At 66.3% G+C, this 17315-nt stretch carries 18 protein-coding genes; 15 read left to right on the top strand and 3 right to left on the bottom strand.

All coding sequences use genetic code 11. The features are described 5' to 3' along the window. Window position 1 precedes the first annotated feature (1 nt). The 15 genes from GEV01_RS05125 to GEV01_RS05055 all read left to right on the top strand — a co-directional run bounded on the left by GEV01_RS05125 (window position 2) and on the right by GEV01_RS05055 (window position 14587). Window positions 2-1237, top strand: coding sequence for a type II secretion system F family protein (locus tag GEV01_RS05125; RefSeq protein ID WP_328595441.1), 1236 nt, complete (start codon window positions 2-4; stop codon window positions 1235-1237). Continuing rightward, the gene (locus tag GEV01_RS05120; protein ID WP_152802207.1) at window positions 1237-1770 is read left to right on the top strand and encodes a type II secretion system protein; all 534 of its coding nucleotides are present in this window, start codon (window positions 1237-1239) and stop codon (window positions 1768-1770) included. The genes GEV01_RS05125 and GEV01_RS05120 overlap by 1 nt, the downstream gene beginning before the upstream one ends. A gap of 67 nt (window positions 1771-1837) precedes the next feature. Beyond that, window positions 1838-2299, top strand: a complete 462-nt coding sequence (locus GEV01_RS31300) for a type II secretion system protein (protein WP_152802205.1) — start codon at window positions 1838-1840, stop codon at window positions 2297-2299. 105 nt (window positions 2300-2404) lie between these two features. After that, complete coding sequence (locus GEV01_RS05110) at window positions 2405-2878, top strand: MSHA biogenesis protein MshC (protein WP_152802348.1); 474 nt, start codon at window positions 2405-2407, stop codon at window positions 2876-2878. Next, window positions 2868-3470: a type IV pilus modification PilV family protein gene (locus GEV01_RS05105; RefSeq protein WP_152802203.1), complete on the top strand. Its 603-nt coding sequence runs from the start codon at window positions 2868-2870 to the stop codon at window positions 3468-3470. Before GEV01_RS05110 ends, GEV01_RS05105 begins: the two co-directional genes overlap by 11 nt. Continuing rightward, entirely contained in the window at window positions 3467-4306 is an 840-nt protein-coding gene (locus GEV01_RS05100) for a PulJ/GspJ family protein (protein ID WP_152802201.1), read from the top strand. Before GEV01_RS05105 ends, GEV01_RS05100 begins: the two co-directional genes overlap by 4 nt. Continuing rightward, window positions 4303-4737 (top strand): agglutinin biogenesis protein MshP, encoded by a 435-nt coding sequence (locus tag GEV01_RS05095; protein WP_152802199.1) that lies wholly within the window; start codon window positions 4303-4305, stop codon window positions 4735-4737. The genes GEV01_RS05100 and GEV01_RS05095 overlap by 4 nt, the downstream gene beginning before the upstream one ends. 10 nt (window positions 4738-4747) lie before the next feature. Continuing rightward, on the top strand, window positions 4748-7888 hold the full coding sequence (locus tag GEV01_RS05090; RefSeq protein ID WP_152802197.1) for a DUF6701 domain-containing protein: 3141 nt from the start codon (window positions 4748-4750) through the stop codon (window positions 7886-7888). Window positions 7889-8037: 149 nt separating this feature from the next. Then, complete coding sequence (locus tag GEV01_RS05085) at window positions 8038-8976, top strand: type IV pilus biogenesis protein PilM (protein WP_152802195.1); 939 nt, start codon at window positions 8038-8040, stop codon at window positions 8974-8976. After that, window positions 8973-9650 (top strand): MSHA biogenesis protein MshI, encoded by a 678-nt coding sequence (locus tag GEV01_RS05080; protein ID WP_152802193.1) that lies wholly within the window; start codon window positions 8973-8975, stop codon window positions 9648-9650. Before GEV01_RS05085 ends, GEV01_RS05080 begins: the two co-directional genes overlap by 4 nt. After that, window positions 9647-10432 carry a type II secretion system protein GspM gene (gspM, locus tag GEV01_RS05075; protein ID WP_152802191.1) on the top strand — a complete coding sequence of 262 codons (786 nt, stop codon included), beginning with the start codon at window positions 9647-9649 and terminating at the stop codon, window positions 10430-10432. The genes GEV01_RS05080 and gspM overlap by 4 nt, the downstream gene beginning before the upstream one ends. Then, the gene (locus GEV01_RS05070; RefSeq protein ID WP_008447845.1) at window positions 10417-10791 is read left to right on the top strand and encodes a hypothetical protein; all 375 of its coding nucleotides are present in this window, start codon (window positions 10417-10419) and stop codon (window positions 10789-10791) included. The genes gspM and GEV01_RS05070 overlap by 16 nt, the downstream gene beginning before the upstream one ends. After that, window positions 10788-12602, top strand: coding sequence for a pilus (MSHA type) biogenesis protein MshL (gene mshL, locus GEV01_RS05065; protein WP_152802189.1), 1815 nt, complete (start codon window positions 10788-10790; stop codon window positions 12600-12602). The genes GEV01_RS05070 and mshL overlap by 4 nt, the downstream gene beginning before the upstream one ends. Then, window positions 12603-13496: an ExeA family protein gene (locus GEV01_RS05060; protein ID WP_152802187.1), complete on the top strand. Its 894-nt coding sequence runs from the start codon at window positions 12603-12605 to the stop codon at window positions 13494-13496. It begins immediately after the preceding gene. A 14-nt stretch (window positions 13497-13510) separates the two neighbouring features. After that, a complete protein-coding gene (locus GEV01_RS05055) occupies window positions 13511-14587 on the top strand; it encodes a tetratricopeptide repeat protein (protein ID WP_235914222.1) in 1077 nt (358 codons plus the stop codon). A gap of 12 nt (window positions 14588-14599) precedes the next feature. On the opposite strand, the gene GEV01_RS05050 is transcribed toward GEV01_RS05055, so the two are convergent. The 3 genes from GEV01_RS05050 to GEV01_RS05040 form a co-directional block, all read right to left on the bottom strand. Next, window positions 14600-15589: an HD-GYP domain-containing protein gene (locus GEV01_RS05050; protein WP_152802183.1), complete on the bottom strand. Its 990-nt coding sequence runs from the start codon at window positions 15587-15589 to the stop codon at window positions 14600-14602. 16 nt (window positions 15590-15605) lie between these two features. Further along, a complete protein-coding gene (locus GEV01_RS05045) occupies window positions 15606-16796 on the bottom strand; it encodes a pyridoxal phosphate-dependent aminotransferase (protein ID WP_152802181.1) in 1191 nt (396 codons plus the stop codon). A 69-nt stretch (window positions 16797-16865) separates the two neighbouring features. Next, the gene (locus GEV01_RS05040) at window positions 16866-17315 is read right to left on the bottom strand and encodes a putative toxin-antitoxin system toxin component, PIN family (protein WP_152802179.1); all 450 of its coding nucleotides are present in this window, start codon (window positions 17313-17315) and stop codon (window positions 16866-16868) included.

Here is a 17315-nt window from a genome sequence, read left to right as displayed (position 1 = left end):
CGTGCCGTTCTATGCCTACAAGGCGCGCAGCGCGCGCGGAGAGTTGATGCAGGGCGTGCTGGAGGCGGCCGACAGCGGCGCCGTGGCCGACCATCTGCTGGGCAGCGGCGCCACGCCGGTGGAGATCGCGCTGACCCGCAAGGCCGCCACCGGCAGCGCCAGCGGCGAGGCCTGGTGGACCAAGCTGTTCGAGAAGAAGGTGACGTCGATGGATGTGCAATTGTTCAGCCGCCAGCTCTACACCTTGCTCAAGTCGGGCGTGCCCATCATGCGCGGGCTGGCCGGCCTGCAGGAATCGGCGATCAGCAAGTCGTTCGGCAAGGTCATCAAGGACTTGCGCGAATCGCTCGACGCCGGCCGCGAACTGTCGGCGGCGATGCGGCGCCATCCCACAGTGTTCAACGATTTCTACCTGTCGATGGTGCGGGTGGGCGAGATGACCGGGCGGCTGGAGGAAGTGTTCCTGCGATTGTTCGACCACCTGGAGTTCGACCGCGAGATGCGCGCCCGCGTCAAGAGCGCGACCCGCTACCCGATCTTCGTGGTGGTGGCGATGATCATCGCCATGGTGATCGTCAACATCTTCGTCATCCCGCAGTTCGTCAAGGTGTTCGAGAGCTTCCACGCCACGCTGCCGCTGATGACGCGCATCCTGATCGCCACCTCGCATTTCATGGTGGTGTACTGGCCGCAGCTGCTGGTGGGCGCGGCCGCGGGCTTCTTCGGCTTCCGCTACTGGATCAATACCAGCGCCGGGCGCTACAAATGGGACCGCTACAAGCTCAAGTTCCCCATCGCCGGCAAGATCATCCACAAGGCCACGATGGCGCGTTTCGCCCGCAGCTTCTCGCTGTCGAGCCGCAGCGGCGTGCCCATCGTGCAGGCGCTGACGGTGGTGTCGCAGACGGTGGACAACGCCTACTTGTGCTCGCGGGTGGAGCAGATGCGCGACGGCGTCGAGCGCGGCGACAGCATCCTGCGCACCTCGATCGCGGCCAATGTGTTCACGCCGGTGGTGCTGCAGATGGTGGCGGTGGGCGAGGAATCCGGCTCGCTGGACGAACTGATGGACGAAATCGCCCAGATGTACGAGCGCGAGGTGGATTACGAACTGAAGACGCTGGCCGCGCAGATCGAGCCCATCCTGATCACCTTCCTCGGCCTGCTGGTGCTGGTGCTGGCGCTGGGCATCTTTGTGCCGATCTGGGATCTGGGCAAAGTGGCGTTGCCGCACTGATGGGCGGCTTGCGTCCTGCTGGTGTTGTGTGGCCGCAACGACGGCGGGTGCGCGGTTTCACGCTGTTCGAGTTCGCCGTGGTGGCCAGCATTTTCGGCCTGCTGATGATGGTGGCGCTGGAACGGGTGGCATATTACCGCCGCGCCGGCGACGAGGCGGGCGTGCAGGCTTTGCTGATCAATATGCGCAGCGCCTTGTCCGGCAAGGTGATGGCCTTGCAGGCGCAGGGCAGGGAGGGGGAAATCGGCGCGCTGGCCGGGGCCAATCCCGTCACCTGGCTGGAGCGGGCGCCGGACAATTATGCCGGCGAACTGGCGCCGGAAGCGGCAAAGAGTGTTAAAGCTGGCAACTGGTATTTTGATCTGGTGCAACACAAACTGGTATTCGTGAGGGGCGCGCAAGAAGATTTGTTAAATAGTGCCTCAAAGAATATTTATTTCAAGGTAGAATCACTGCGCTTGCCCTCGAAAAACGCCAACGCAGAGCGCCAGCCGGGAAATGCCGGTATCGCGCTAAATGAAGTCACTCAGTAGCAGCCGCTGCCGCACTCCGCCGCAGCTTGGCGTTAATGATCTTTTTTAGTCAGGTCTGGAGAGTCATATGCAAACCAAACAAGCAAGTTCGTTCAAATCGCGTTCCCAGCAAGGCGGTTTCACGCTGATCGAGCTGATCGTCGTGATCGTCATCCTGGGCATCCTGGCCGCCACCGCGCTGCCGCGTTTTGCCGGCCTGGGCGCCGATGCGCGCGTCGCCAAGCTCAACTCGGCACGCGCGGCCATTCTGAGCGCCGCCAATATGTACCATGGCCGCTGGCTGGCGGCGGGTTCGCCTGGCATCACCCCCGTTGCGACCACGACCTTCGATGGCACGGTGATCGTCGACAACGCGACCGGCTACCCGACACTCGCGGGCATGCAGTTTGCCCTGAACTTTACCGACTTCGACCTGACTAACGTCGCCACCGGCGTCTATCGCAGCGATACGGGCCACGCCACTTGCACCGTCACCTACGCGGCCACCGCCGCCGGCCCTACCGCGACGGTTGACAGCTCCGGCTGCTGATCCAGCGTTCATGACCGGCCGGAGATGGGCGTGAAGGGAACGGCGCCGCGGCGCCGCACCCGGTCCCCGGGGCCGGGCGGCTTCACCTTTGTCGAGCTGGTTGTCATGATCGTTGTGCTGGGCATACTCGGCGCCATTGCGGCGCCGCGCTTCTTCGACACCAAAGGTTTCGACGCGGCTTCCTTTACCGACCAGCTGAAGGCGCAGATACGCTACGGCCAGAAAGCGGCCATCGCCCAGGGGCGCTATGTGTTTGTGCGGCTCAACGGCAGCAGCGTCGCGCTGTGCTACGACGCCGGCTGCAACAGCCGCGTGGCGCCGCCCGGCGGCGCCAACAGCGGCACGGCGTCGACCGTCACCAACTGCGGCGCCGCCCCGTGGGCATGCGAAGGCGTGCCCAACGGCCTGGCCCTGTCCGCCGTCCCCAGCTTTTATTTCGATCCGAACGGCCAGCCATTTGCGCTGGCCGACCCGGTGGGCAGCGTCGTTTCGACCTTCGCCACGCAGACGCTGGCCGTCAGCGGCGACGGCGCCACCCACAACGTGACCGTGACGGCGGTGACAGGCTATGTCTTCTAAGCCCGCCCATCGCAAAGCCGCCGGCCTGAGCATGGTGGAGCTGGTGATGTTCATCGTCATCGTCGGTATCGCCGTGGTCAGCGTGCTGCAGGTGCTGGGCATAGGCGCGCGCACCAGTCCCGACCCGATGCGCCGCAAGCAGGCGCTGGCCATCGCCGAGAGCATGATGGAAGAGGTCCGCCTGGCCCACTTCACGTTTTGCGACGGTAATGACCCGATGGCCGAAGACCCCAGCGTCACGGCTACGGCAGGCTGCAACACCCCGGAGACGGTCGGCCCCGCGGACGCGGGCGGCAACCCCAACCGGCCCTACGACAATGTCAATGACTATGTGACCGCTTTCGGCAATGGTGCTGGCGCCGCCGTCATCTATAGCACCGATGCCGCCGGCAATGCCTTCCCGGCCGGATATACAGCCACGGTGTCGATCAACCCGGACCCGGCCTTCGGCCCGGCGGGCGCACTGATCGTGGGCGACGCTACGGCGGCCGGCATGAACGTGCTGCGCATCACCGTCCGGGTCAGTTACAACGGTGGCGACGACGTCGTGCTGGACGGCTACCGCACCCGTTACGCGCCGAGGTCGCTATGAAAGCGCCCCAACGCCCACAAGGCTTCACGCTGGTCGAGGCGGTCATCGTCATCGTCGTCACCGGCATCCTGGCCGGCATGGTGGCGGTGTTCCTGAAGACCCCGGTGCAGAACTACGTCGACACCGCCGCGCGCGGCGACATGACCGACGTGGCCGACCTGGCGCTGCGCCGCATCACCCGCGAGCTGCGGCTGGCGCTGCCCAACAGCATCCTGGTCTCGGCCGACCGCCGCACTCTGCAATTCCAGCTGACCAAGACCGGCGGCCGCTACGTCGACATCGGCGATTCGCCGCCGCCCGCGCTGCTGCCGCTGGACTTCAGCCCCACCGCCAGCCTGCAATTCGACATCGCCGGCGCCGCGCCCACCGGCCGCCAGGCCATCCTGGTGAACGACTGGATCGCCGTGTTCAACATCGGCGTGGCGCCGGCCGACGCCCGCAGCTTCGGCAACATCGCGCGCGTCACGGCGGTCAACGGCACCCGCATCACGCTGGCCAACAACCCGTTCGCCGCGCAGGCGCCGTCGATGCAGTCGCCGACCAACCGCTTCCAGGTGGTCTCCGGCACCGTCACTTACGTCTGCGCGCCGGTGGCCGGTGGCGGCGGCACGCTGATCCGCAGCTTCAGCACCCAGATCTTCGGCCTGAACGGGCTGGGAGCGCCGCCGTTCGGCACGCCTGCGACGCTGGCCGGCCTGGTGTCCGGCTGCGGTTTCGATTACGTGGTGCTGGCCAATACCAACACCGCCCTGGTCGGCGTGTCGCTGATGCTGACGCGCAACAATGGCGAAAGCATCAGCCTGGTGCGCCAGGTCCACGTGGACAACACGCCATGAAAACCCTGCGCACATTGCCGCGCCGCGCCGCCGGCTTCTCCATCGTCACCGCGGTGTTCCTGGTGGTGGTGCTGTCGGCGCTGGCGGTGGCGGCGATGTCGCTGTCGCGCTCGCAGCAGAGCAGCTCGGCGCTGGACCTGCTGGGCGCGCGCGCCTACGAGGCGGCCCGCGCCGGCGTCGAGTACGGCCTGTACCAGCAGCAGATCAACGGCAGCTGCGTTGCCAGCCGCAGCTTCGTGCCGGGCGGGACGCTGTCGGCCTTCACCGTCACCGTGCAGTGCGCCGTCGTGCCGACGCCCGGCATGGGCGCGAGCATGAACCGGATCACGGTGACGGCCGTCGCCTGCAACGTGCCGGCCGCCGGCGTCTGTCCCAACGCCGTCACCACCAGCGCCGACTATGTGCAGCGCACGGTCACGGTGCAGTTCTGAGGAGGCGACGATGCGACCAACCAACCTCGCCCTCAACCCCGTCCCGAATACAATCGCGCGCTGGCTGGCCTGCCTGCTGGCGCTGCTGTGCAGCCTGGCCGCCGGCTGGTCGCGCGCCGATTCGCCGATCACGCTGTTCAAGAGCTTTGCCGGCAACGTCAGCTTCACCGGTACGCAGAAGACCATGCGTACCCAGGCCAACGCCAGCAATCCGTGCACCATCAACACCGGCACCATGACCATGGCGCTGACCGGCGTGCCGGCCGGCGCCACCATCCTCAACGCGCAGCTGTACTGGGCTGGCTCCAGTTCGACGCCGGACTACAGCGTGGTGTTCGACGGCGTCACCGTGACGGCGCCCAGCAACCGCAGCTACACCTCGGCCACGGTCGGCTACGATTTCTTCGCCGGCGCGGTGGACGTGACCTCGCAGGTGGTGGCCAAGGGCAACGCCAACTACACCGTCGGCGGGCTGGTCATCAACAACGGCAGTCCGTATTGCGCGGTCGAGGGCGTGCTGGGCGGCTTCCAGCTGCTGGTGGTGTACTCGCATCCGAGCGAGACGTTCCGGGTGCTCAACGTCTACGAGGGCTTCCAGTACATCCGCAATTCCAGCGTGGCGCTGACGCTGGCCAACTTCAAGACGCCGACGCCGATCGGCAGCCTGACCGGCAAGATCGGCCACATCACGTGGGAGGGCGACAGCACGCTGTCGGGCGGCGGCGAGATCCTGATGTACAACAGCGTCGAGATGACCGATGCGCTCAACCCGTCCGGCAACCAGTTCAACTCCATCTCCAACATCAACAACGACAGCTTCTCCTACGGCATCGACTTCGATGCCTACACGGTGTCGTCGCCGACCATCAAGGCCGGCCAGACCTCGGCGCGCAGCGATTACCAGTCCGGCCAGGATCTGGTGCTGATGAACGCCGAGGTGATCGCCGCGCCGAATGTGCCGGCGGCCGACCGCGCGATATCGATGACCTTGCAGACGCCGCTGCAGCCTTCGCAGATCAGCAACTACATCATCAGCGTCAGCAACAACGGCCCGCTGGCCGAGGGCGGGCCGACCACGGTGGTCGATACGCTGCCGTCGTCGCTGATCTTCGTCAGCGCCACCGGCACCGGCTGGAGCTGCGGCATGGCCGGGCAAAGGCTGACCTGCAGCTACAGCGGCACGATGGCCTCGGGCGCGACGCTGCCGCCGATCACGCTGCGGGTGACGACGGCCGCCGCCGCCAGTGGGCTGGTCACCAACAGCGCCACCGTCAGCGGCCAGCTGTTCGATTACTACGACGGCAACGACACCTCGACCGTCAGCTCGCAGGTGGGGGCGGCGGCCATCACGCCGAGCTTTGTGTTCACCGATCCGCTGTCCCCCCAGTGCGTGAACGGCTTGCCGTTCGGCGATCCGGGCCAGCCCTGCAAGCTGTTCAATTTCAACGCGCAGAAAAACACGGCCAACAAGGATATTCCGGTGTCCCTGACCTTCGTCGTGCTGGGCGTGCCGACCGCGCTTTCGAATACGGACAGCACGCTCAAGGTCAAGTATGCGCTGTCGTGCTACGACCCGATCCAGGATGCGGGCGTCAACGCCAGCTTCACCAAGGTCGGCGGCAGCGCCGTGACGCTGCCGCTGTGCGCCAGGTCCGGCGCGCTGCCGGCGCAGACGTCCGCCACCTGGACCGGACTCAACGACGTGGTGTTCACCGGGGGCAAGGCGACCACGGCCGACGTCTACAACTTCCGCTATGCCGACGTCGGGCGGGTTGAATTCCTGGTCAGCGACAACACCGGCCGCCTGGGCACCAGCAGCCCCTTCGTCGAACGGCCCGACAAGCTGCTGCTGGTGGCGCCGGCTTCGAACGGCGCCGGGACGCCGGCTTCGGCTACCGATCCCAAGTTTGTGACTGCCGGCACCGCGTTCACGCTGTCGGTCAAGGCGCTGATGTATGGCGGCGCACCGGCGCCGAACTTCGGCAGGGAGACCGCGCCGACCACGGTGCAGATCACCGCGCTGGCGGCGATCGACCAGAACGGCGATCGCCTGGCCGATATGCTGGGCGGGAACGACCCCAATCAGCAGCTGGCCTTCAACGGCAGCTTCGGCGCATTCAGCGGCGGCATCGCCAGCGGCAGCGGTTTTTCCTACGGCGATGTCGGCGTGCTGGAACTGACGCCATTGGCCTCGCCGAAAAACTATCTCGGCTCGGGCGACTTGATCCTGGAGACGCTCAACGTCGGCCGCTTCGTGCCCGACCATTTCAACACGGCGATCATTGTGCCGCCGATGGCCTGCGATCCGGCCGGCATGACTTGCCCGGCCAGCGTCGGCATGGCGTACTCGGGCCAGCCGTTCAACCTGACCGTCACCGCGATGAACGTGCAGGAGCAGCCGACGGTCAACTATCGCGGCGCGCTGGCGCGGGCGGTGGCGTTGTCGGCCTGGTCGGCGGCCGGCAGCGTCGCGACCGCCAATCCGCCTGCCAACCCGAGCGGCGCGGTGCTCAGCGCCAACGGCATTGCCTACAGCGCCTTTAACGCCGCCAGCACCTTCGGCGCGGCCACGCCCGGCGTGGCCGGCGGTTCGCCGGTCTACACGCTGCCGCGGCCGTTCGTGGCGACCGCGCCGTATGCCAACAACTGGGTCACGCCGACGCTGGTGTACGTGCGCGCCACCGAGACCGGCAACCCCAACGATGGCGTCAGCTCGCTGCGCGCCGGCGCGGTCGAAGCCGGCATTTCGGTGGTGTCCGGCCGCCTGTTCGTGCCGAATGCCTACGGCTCGTCCAGCCTGCCGGTGCCGCTGCAACTGGGGGCGCAGTACTACGGCCAGAGCTCGGTCAACGGCAGCACCGTGCTGGCCTGGCGCAACAACGCCAGCGACAGCGCCACGCTTGTGACGCCGGCCAGCAACTTCCAGTACGCCAGCTGCCTGGTGGCTTGCCCGGCGCCGCCGCCGAGCGCGCTGTCGACGGTGAGGATGAGCGGCGGCGCCGCCACCGCCACGCTGAAGGCGGGCAGCAGCGCCGGCAAGAGCGGCGCCACCATCACCGTCAACGGCCCGACCTGGCTGCCGACCACGCAGGGGCGCGTGACCTTCGGCGTGTATCGCAGCCCGGTGATTTTCTTGAGGGAAGTGTATTGAATCCGCCTCATTTTATTTGGGAACTGAGCATTAACAGGGCAAACTGAGGGCATGGCGCCAATTTGCAGAAATGGCGTAGTGAAACTTGAATATAATCAAGGATGTGCGGCGATTATTGAATCCCGTGCTTAATCATTTGAGACAGTCGGATGCGTTTATTCGGAAAAGCGGAAAAAAAGAATGGCTGGCTGGCCATCGGCCTGACGGCGGACGGCGTGCAGGCCGCAGCGATCGAGCGCCGCACCGACGGCCCGCCGCGTGTGCTGCTGGCCGCGTCCTACCCCGGCAAGGCCGACCAGGCCGGCGCCAGCCTGGCGCGCCTGGGCAAGGAATTGCAGGCCAACCGCTACCGCTGCACCACCTTGCTGGGCGCGGGCGGCTATCAATTGCTGCTGGTCGAGGCGCCCAATGTGCCGGATGAGGAAATGCGCACGGCACTGGGCTGGCGCGTCAAGGACATGATCGATTTTCCGCTGGAGGAAGCGACCATCGACATGGCGATGCTGCCGCTGGCCAACGGCTTGAACCACGCCCGCCAGGCGTTCGCGGTGGCGGCCCGCAACAGCGTGCTGAAGCCGCACCAGCGCCTGTTCGCCGACAACAAGATTTCGCTGTCCGCCATCGACATCGGCGAGATGGCGCAACGGAATATCTCGGCGCTGCTGGAGCCGGAAGGGCGCGGCTTGGCGCTGCTGGCCTTCGACGCCGACGGCGGCCTGCTGACCGTCAGCTATCAGACCGAGCTCTACCTGGCCCGCCGCATCGACGTCACGCTGAACCAGTTGCTGGATCCCGATCCCGAGCGCCTGCAGCATCTGCATGACCGCATCACGCTGGAACTGCAACGGTCGCTGGACCACTTCGAGCGGCAATTCTCCTTTGTCACGGTGGCCAAGATGGTGGTGGCGCCGGTGGGCGAGGGCGCGCTGCGCGCCTATTTGGCAAGCAATCTGTACCTGCCGGTGGAGCAGCTGGACCTGGCCAGCGTACTGGACCTGAACGGCGCTGACCTGCTGCAAGACCCGGCGCAGCAGGCCGGCTTCCTGCGCACGCTGGGCGCCGCCTTGCGCGAGCTGGAGACGGCATGAGCCAACAGATCAACCTGTTCAACGCTGGCTTCAAGCGCAAGAAAAACTACGCGACCACGCGCACGATGGCGACGGGACTGGGCGTGCTGGTGTTGGTGCTGGTCGTGGCGTCGGTGCTGGCCAACGTCGAACTGGCGACGCTGGAGCGCGAGGCCGCCGTGGTCAAGGCCGACCTGGCCGCGCGCGAGGCGCGTCGGACCGCCGTCACCGCCACCTTCGTGGCGCCGCGCAAGAGCGAGACCTTGCAGCAGGAGCTGGACCAGACCAGCGTGCAGTACCGAAATCTGCAACAGGTGGCCGCCATTCTCGACCAGGGCGAGCCGGGCGCCACGCGTGGCTACTCGGCCTACTTCCGCGCCTTTGCGCGGCGGGGCATCGACGGCTTGTGGCTGACCGGCGTCACCATCCAGGGCAGCGGCGAGGCCATCGGCCTGCAGGGACGGGCGTTGAAAGCCAGCCTGCTGCCCGGCTACCTGAACGGCCTGGCCGGCGAGGCTGTATTGCGCGGAAAAACCTTCGGCCAGTTGCAGATGACGGAGCCGAAAGCGCCGCCCAAGGCAGCGGCGGCGGATGGCGCGTCGGCGCCCGAGACTGCGCCGGCGGCGCCGCGCTATGTGGAATTCAGCCTGCAATCGGCGGCGGCCGGCGAGCAGGGCAAGGCGGAGCAGCCATGAAAGCCTATTGGATCAAACTCGATGCCTGGTTGATGGCGCTGAGCCAGCGCGAACGCCTGATGGTGGTGGGCGCGGGCGCGGCGGTGCTGGCGTTCCTGGTGTTCCAGCTGGTGCTGGATCCGGCCTATGCGCGCCAGCGTTTGCTGCGCGACACCATGCGCCAGCAGCGCGTGCAGATCGCCGGCATCGATTCCGAACTGCAGCAGCTGGACGTGGCCGCGCGCCGCGATCCCGACCGCGAAGTGCGCGAGCAACTGAAGGTCTTGCAGGCCGACAGCGTGGCGTTGCGGAGCAAGCTGCGCAGCGCGCAGAAGGGCCTGGTGGCGCCGGAGCGCATGGGCGCATTGCTGCAACAGATGGTGCAGGGACATGGCAAGCTGCGCCTGGTGTCGCTGAAGACGCTGCCGCCGCAAGGCACGACCGACGGCCACTTCGCCGCGCAGGACGCCAACGAGCCGCCGGCCGCGCGCCCGGCCGCGCCATCGGCGCCTACACCGGCCTCCATCCTGGCGGTGGCTCCGGCCGCAACCTCGAACACAGCCGCACCCGCAGCCAAGCCGCAGCCAGCCGCCGCACCGACGCCGCTGCTGTACCGCCACGGCGTGCAACTGGTCCTGCAAGGCAGCTACCTGGAGATGATCGATTACCTGGAAGCGCTGGAGGCGCTGCCGAGCCAGCTGTTCTGGGGCTCTGCCGCGCTCGATGCCGAACAATACCCGCAGGCCCGGCTGACGCTGACCCTGTACACCCTGAGCCTGGACCAGAAATGGATAGCACTGTGAAACGCCGCCTGACCACGTTGATGCTGGCCGCGCTGGCGCTGCCGGCGCTGGCGCAGAAGCTGGCCGACCCGACCCGTCCTCCGGCCACGATGGCCGCGCCCGACAGCGCTGCGGCGGAGGCCGATGGCATGCCGTCCGCGCCGCGCCTGCAATCGATCCTGATCGGCCGCGCACCCGGCGGCCGGCGGCTGGCGGTGATCGACGGCGTGACCGTGCGCATCGGCGGCAAGGTGGGCGACGCGATACTTGAACGCATCAACGACAATTCGGTGCTACTACGCCGGGGCAAGAATCTGGAAACCCTGACCCTGTTTCCCAAACCGGCCGAGGCCGCTGACCCGACAGGGAAAACAAAATGACGACACATAACAAGTTCATGGACAAGATGCTGCGCCGGGTCGCGCTGCTGGGCGCGGCCGCCGTGCTGGCCGCATGCAGCAGCCGGGTGCCGCGCGATACCTACAACACCATCGACCAGCAGGTGCACGACGCCGCCGTGCAGGCCCGCGCCACGCCGCCCGCCAGTTCGGCCGCGGTGGAGGCGGCGCTGCTGCCGCCGCCCGCAGTCACCATGGCGGCCGAGCTGCCGAAAGCGCGCGCGGTGATGGAAGAGCGCTTCAATGTATCGTTCAACCAGGTGCCGGTGCAGCAGTTCTACAACTCCATCGCGGCCGGCACGCGTTACAACATGCTGATCCATCCGGACGTCAGCGGCACCGTCACCGCCAACCTGAAGGACGTGACGCTGTTCGAGGCGCTGGACGCGGTGCGCGAGCTGTACGGCTACGACTACAAGGTCGAAGGCACGCGCGTCTACATCCGTCCGCTGACCATGCAGACCCGGATCTTCCAGGTCAACTACCTGAGCGCCACGCGCAAGGGCAGCTCGAACGTGCGGGTGTCGTCGACCTCGGTCAACACGGTGGGCACGGTGGTGTCCGGCGGGCAGGGCGGCCAGAGCGGCAGCGGCAGCAACGGCCAGAACAACCAGCCGCAGCAGCCGGGCCAGGCCAACCAGCAATACTCGATGGAAGACGCCAGCAACGTCAAGACTTCTTCCTCCACCGATTTCTGGACCGACCTGAAGGAGGCGCTGGTGGCCCTGGTCGGCGGCGTCGGCGATGGCCGCAGCGTGGTGATCAGTCCGCAGTCGGGCGTGGTGGTGGTGCGTGCGCTGCCGGAACAATTGCGCAGCGTCGAGCAGTATCTGAAGGCGACCCGGCTGGCGGTGGAGCGCCAGGTGATTTTGGAAGCCAAGATTCTTGAGGTGCAGCTCAACAGCGGCTTCCAGACCGGCATCAACTGGGCCAGCTTCGCCTCGTTCGGCGGTGGCGGCAGCAACCGCATGTCGACCGGCTTCCTCGCGCCCGGCACCGGCCTGGCGCCTTTGCCGGCGGCCGGCGGCCAGCCTCCCGTGCTGGTCAGCGGCGGCACGGCGGGCATTGCGGCCAGCACCGGCTTCTCGCTGGCGAACGCCGCCAACAACGCCGGCTCGCTGTTCGGCCTGGCCTTCCAGACCAGTAATTTCGCCGCCATGATTTCCTTCCTGGAGTCGCAGGGCTCGGTGCATGTGCTGTCCAGCCCGCGCATCGCGACGATGAACAACCAGAAGGCCGTGCTGAAGATCGGCACCGACGAGTTTTATGTGACAGGCGTCAGCACCACCACCAACTCCAACGTTAGCGGCAACACCACCAGCCCGAACGTGACGCTGCAGCCGTTCTTCTCCGGCGTGGTGCTGGATGTGACGCCGCAGATCGACGAGGAGGGCAACATCATGCTGCACGTCCATCCTTCGGTCAGCCAGGTGTCGACCATCAACAAGATCGTCAACCTGGGCAGCGCCGGTTCGCTGCAACTGCCGCTGGCGGCGTCGAGCACGTCGGAAATGGACAGCATGGTGCGCGGCCAGGATGGACGCATCGTCGCCATCGGCGGCTTGATGCGCCAGTCCACCACGGCCGACAACAACCAGGCGCCGGGCATAGGCGATGTGCCGGTGCTGGGCGCCTTGTTCCGCAACACCGAGCGCAGCACGCAGAAGCGCGAGCTGGTGGTGTTGATCAAGCCTACCATCGTCGATGGCGCGGCCAGCTATGCGCAGGACCTGGAGGATGCCAGCCGCCGGGTCCAGCAACTGGCGCCGCCCCCTGCCGGAGGACGCAAGTAAATGTACCAGGCCCACTTTGGCTTGGGCGAGATGCCTTTCGGGATCACGCCTGACACCAGCTTCTTCTTCACCAGCCCGCATTCGCAGCAGGCGCTCAACACGCTGCTGGTGGCGGCGCGCAGCGGGGAAGGCTTCATCAAGATCACCGGCGAAGTCGGCACCGGCAAGACGCTGTTGTGCCGCAAGTTCATGGCGACGCTGGGGCCGGGCTTTGTCACGGCCTATATTCCGAACCCGTATCTGGAGCCGCGCACGCTGATGCTGGCCCTGGCCGATGAACTGGAGTTGCCGCTGCAACGCGATGTGGACCAGCATCAGCTGCTGAAGTCGCTGACCTTGCGCCTGATGGACTTGGCGCGCGAAGGCAAGCAGGTGGTGATGTGTCTGGACGAGGCGCAGGCGATTCCACTGGAAAGCCTGGAAGCCTTGCGCCTGCTGACCAATCTGGAGACGGAGAAGCGCAAGCTGCTGCAGATCGTGCTGTTCGGGCAGCCGGAACTGAACCAGCATTTACAGACGAATTCGATCCGCCAGCTGGCGCAGCGCATCACCTTCCATTACCATCTGGGACCGCTGACGCGCGACGACTTGGAGTACTATCTGGCCCATAGGCTGCGCGTGGCGGGTTATGCCGGCAGCCGCTTGTTCAGCCGGAGCGCCATCGGCCGCTTGTTCAAGGCCAGTGGCGGCATACCGCGGCTGGTGAATATCATGGCGAATAAATCGCTGATGCTGTGCTACGGCGAGGGCAAACAGCAGGTGACGCGCCGCCACGTGGACATGGCGGCGGTCGATACCGTGCAGTCGCGCACCGGCTTGCGCTGGCCGTGGTTGATGGCCGGCCTGAGTTTGCTGATCGCCGCATGCGGCCTGACTTGGGCGTTGACGAAATGAGTTTGATTAATAAAATGTTGCAGGACCTGGATGCGCGCGGTGGTGCGGGCGATGGCGCTTTGCGCCAGCAGCAGCTGCATGCCGTGGGTGGACAGGTGCGCGACAAGCGGCCGCTGGTGATCGCCGGTTCGCTGGCGCTGGCGGCGGTGGTGGTGGGCGGAGGATGGTTCGGCTGGCAGTACTGGCAGAGCCACCGCGCCGCATCGCTGCCGGCGGTTGCGCAGGTGGCGGCCAAGCCGCCAGCGCCAGTTGCACCCGCACCTGCAGCCGCAAGCCAGCCAGCAGCGGTCAAGGTCGCTGCAATGCCGCCGGAGCCGATGGCAACGCAGGAAGCCGCCGCGCCGGCCCCACACAAGCCTGCCGCCGTACCTGCCGCACCTGCCGCCACGCCGCATGTCGCGGCATCGCACGACGCGCCGCACGCCGTCCCTGCGCCGGCCGAGCGCAAGCCTGTTCGCCAGGCCGCCGCGCGCAGCAGCGACGATGCGGTTGGCAACACCGGCACGATCACGCACGACATCAGCCCGAAACAGATGGCGGAGAATACCTATCGGCGCGGGCTGGTGGCCTTGCAGGAAGGACGCGTCAACGCCGCCCTGGCGGACTTCGACCGTGCGCTGGAAATCGATCCGCGCAACGAAGCCGCGCGCCAGACCAACATCAGCCTGCTGCTGGAACAGAAGCGCAATGAAGACGCCGTGCGTCAGCTGCGCCTGGCGCTGGGCATCGATCCGCGCCAGCCCGGCCTGGCGATGGTGCTGGCGCGCTTGCAGCTGGAGAAGGGCGGTCCCGCGCTGGAAACGCTGATGACGACGCTGCCGTATGCCGGCAACAGCGCCGAGTACCAGGCCTTCCTGGCCGGCGTGCTGCAACGCGAACAGCGCCACACCGAAGCGGCCGATCATTATCGCGAAGCGCTGCGGCTGATGCCGCAGAACGGCGTGTGGTGGATGGGCCTGGGGATCTCGCTGCAGGCCGACATGCATCTGCCGGAAGCGCGCGAAGCCTACCGCCGCGCCCGCGCGGCCAATGGCTTGTCGCCGGAGCTGCAAGCCTTCATCGACCGCAAGATCGAATCGCTGTCGCGCTAAGCCGGCAACGGGCTACAGGCTGGCCTGCGCGCCCCAGATCTGCTTCATGCTGAAGCGGATCGAAGCCTCGTCTTCGCTGAGCACCTGCGCGATCGCGCATGCCTGATCGGCCGTACTGCGTTGCACGGCAGGCGACAGCGAGGCGCCCGCAGGATCGCGCAGGCAGTGCACCTGCAAACCACCCGCACCACCCTGACGGCGGCTGACCACGCCAATCTCCCCATTCGCCAGGCGCACCAGCGCCCCCGGCGGGAAATCCCCCAGCTCGCGCTGGAAGCACTGCACCAGCGTGGGATCGACCGGCGCCACCTTGTCGTCGATCAGATTGCGCAAGGCCTGGTCCGGCAGGATGGAGCGGCGGTAATTGCGCGCCGACACCTGCGCGCAATATCTGTCCGCCAGGCTCAGCAGCTTGGCGTTCAGCGTCACCTCCGGGCTGGCCACGCCGGCCGGATAGCCGCTGCCTTCATCGTTCTCGTGGTGCAGCAGCACGCAGGAAATCCACTCGTCATCCTGGATGCCCGCGTACTTGAGCATGTCCGCGCTTTCCTCGGGGTGGCGGCGCACGATGGCGATTTCCTCGCTGCTCAGCGGCGTGTTCTTGTTCTGGAAGGTTTCGTTATGGCGCAGCATGCCGACGTTCATGGTCAGCGCGGCCGCCGTGACGGTCAGCGTTTCCACCGGATTCTTGTTCTGGCTGCGCGCGATCACCACCACCACCACCGCCGTCTCGATGCAGTGGCGCACGGCGTAGCTGCCGGCGATCTGGCACAGGAAGATGCAGGCCAGCGCGATGTCGGGATTGAGCTCGACCGCATGGATCACGTCGCGCGCGATGTCGCGCAATTCGCTTTCGGCGTTGTGTTCGTTGCGCAGGTTTTGCAGCAGGCGCTCCAGCCGGCGGTTCGACTGGTTGAGCAGATGCAGCACCGACGGCGGCGGCTCTTGTTCGGCGAAGACGCCCGCTTCGAGCGGGGCGTCCGCCTGGTTGGTATCGGCCATGATTCTCGTCCCCGAATTAAACTTTGCCCAGTCGCTCCAGTGCGAGTGCCAGGGTCTCATCTTGTTTGGCAAAGCAGAAACGCACGATGCCCGATTCCTTGCCTTGCTGGTAAAACGCCGATACCGGTATCGCCGCCACCTTGATCTCGGTGGTCAGCCACTCCGCAAACTGCGCTTCCGTTTGCGTTGAAATTTTGTCGTAGCGCACGCACTGGAAGTAGGTGCCGTCGGCCGGCAGCAGTTCGAAGCGCGAGCCCTTCAAGCCTTCGCGGAACAGGTCGCGCTTGCGCTGGTAGAAGGCCGGCAGTTCCAGGTAAGGCTTGGGATCGGCCATGTAGCTGGCGATGCCATGCTGCATGGGCGTGTTGACGGTGAAGACGTTGTACTGGTGGACCTTGCGGAACTCCGCCATCAACGCGGCCGGCGCGGCGACATAGCCAACCTTCCAGCCGGTGACGTGGTAAGTCTTGCCGAAGCTGGAGACGACGAAGGCGCGCGCCGCCAGTTCCTGATAGCGGCATACCGACTCGTGGCGGGCGCCGTCGTAGACCATGTGTTCGTAGACTTCGTCCGACAGGATCAGCACGTCCGTGCCGCGCACGATGTCGGCCAGCGCTTCCATGTCGGCCACGCGCAGCACGCTGCCGGTCGGGTTGTGCGGGGTGTTGATGACGATCAGGCGGGTCTTGCCGTTCACGGCGGCCGCGACCTTGGACCATGGCACGGTGTAGCCGTCGGCGCCGGCTTCCATCTGCACCAGCACCGGCACGCCGCCGGCCAGCGTAATCGCCGGCACGTAGCTGTCGTAGCTCGGCTCGATGACGATGACTTCGTCACCCGGATGCACGCAGCACAGGATGGCGGTGGTCAGCGCCTGGGTGGCGCCGGCGGTGACGGTGATCTCGGCGTTGACGTCGTACTGGTGGCCGTACAGCGCCGCGACCTTGGCGGCGATGGCGTTGCGCAGCACCGGTGCGCCGCTCATCATCGGGTACTGGTTGAAATCGGCCTGCATGGCGTCGTTGACGGCTTGCAGCAGGCTGCGCTCGCAGGCAAAGTCAGGGAAGCCCTGGCCCAGGTTGACCGCGTTCGCTTGCGCGGCCAGCGTGGACATGCGGGTGAACACGGTGGTGCCGACGGCCGGCAGGCGGCTGGTCAGAGTCGGCGTGAAAGGCGTGCTGCTCGGCAGATTATTACGGCTATTCATGGCGGCGGTGTAGTGGACAGATAGCCTATTCTAGCTCAGCGCGCCGGGTTTGGTGTGGTGAAAAAAACCTTAACTTTCCGGGCTCCACGCCTCTGGCACCATGACCTTGAACATGCCGGCCTTGGCCAGGCGGCGGGCCAGTTTCAGCAGCGCCTTGTCCTTGGTGATGAGGATGGCGGCGTTGGCGTCGCGCGCCACTTCGAGGAACTTCTGGTCGTCCTTGTCGGTGCAGACCGGCAGGCGGATGCCGGACTCGGGCGGGGCGACCACCTTGATCAGCTCGTCGAAACGGGCGGCGGCCAGCGGGCGTGAGTCGTCGTCCAGCGGCAGGTGCTTGTAGTGCAGCACGATGTTGTACTCGTCGCGGCAGTCCGAACGGGTGATCGCTTCGACCGTGCCGTTTTCCAGCGCCGTCAACAGCGCGGCCCAGCGCGGGTCCTTGAACACGAACAGGTCGAGGCAGACGTTGGTATCGATAACGATGCGCGTCGGTGTGAGTTTCTCTGGAACAGGTATCAT

The sequence above is a fragment of the Rugamonas rivuli genome, assembly GCF_009380165.1.
Classification (GTDB): domain Bacteria; phylum Pseudomonadota; class Gammaproteobacteria; order Burkholderiales; family Burkholderiaceae_D; genus Rugamonas; species Rugamonas rivuli.
The sequence above is the reverse complement of the archived record's forward strand: the minus strand, read 5'-3'. Positions and strand labels throughout refer to the sequence as shown.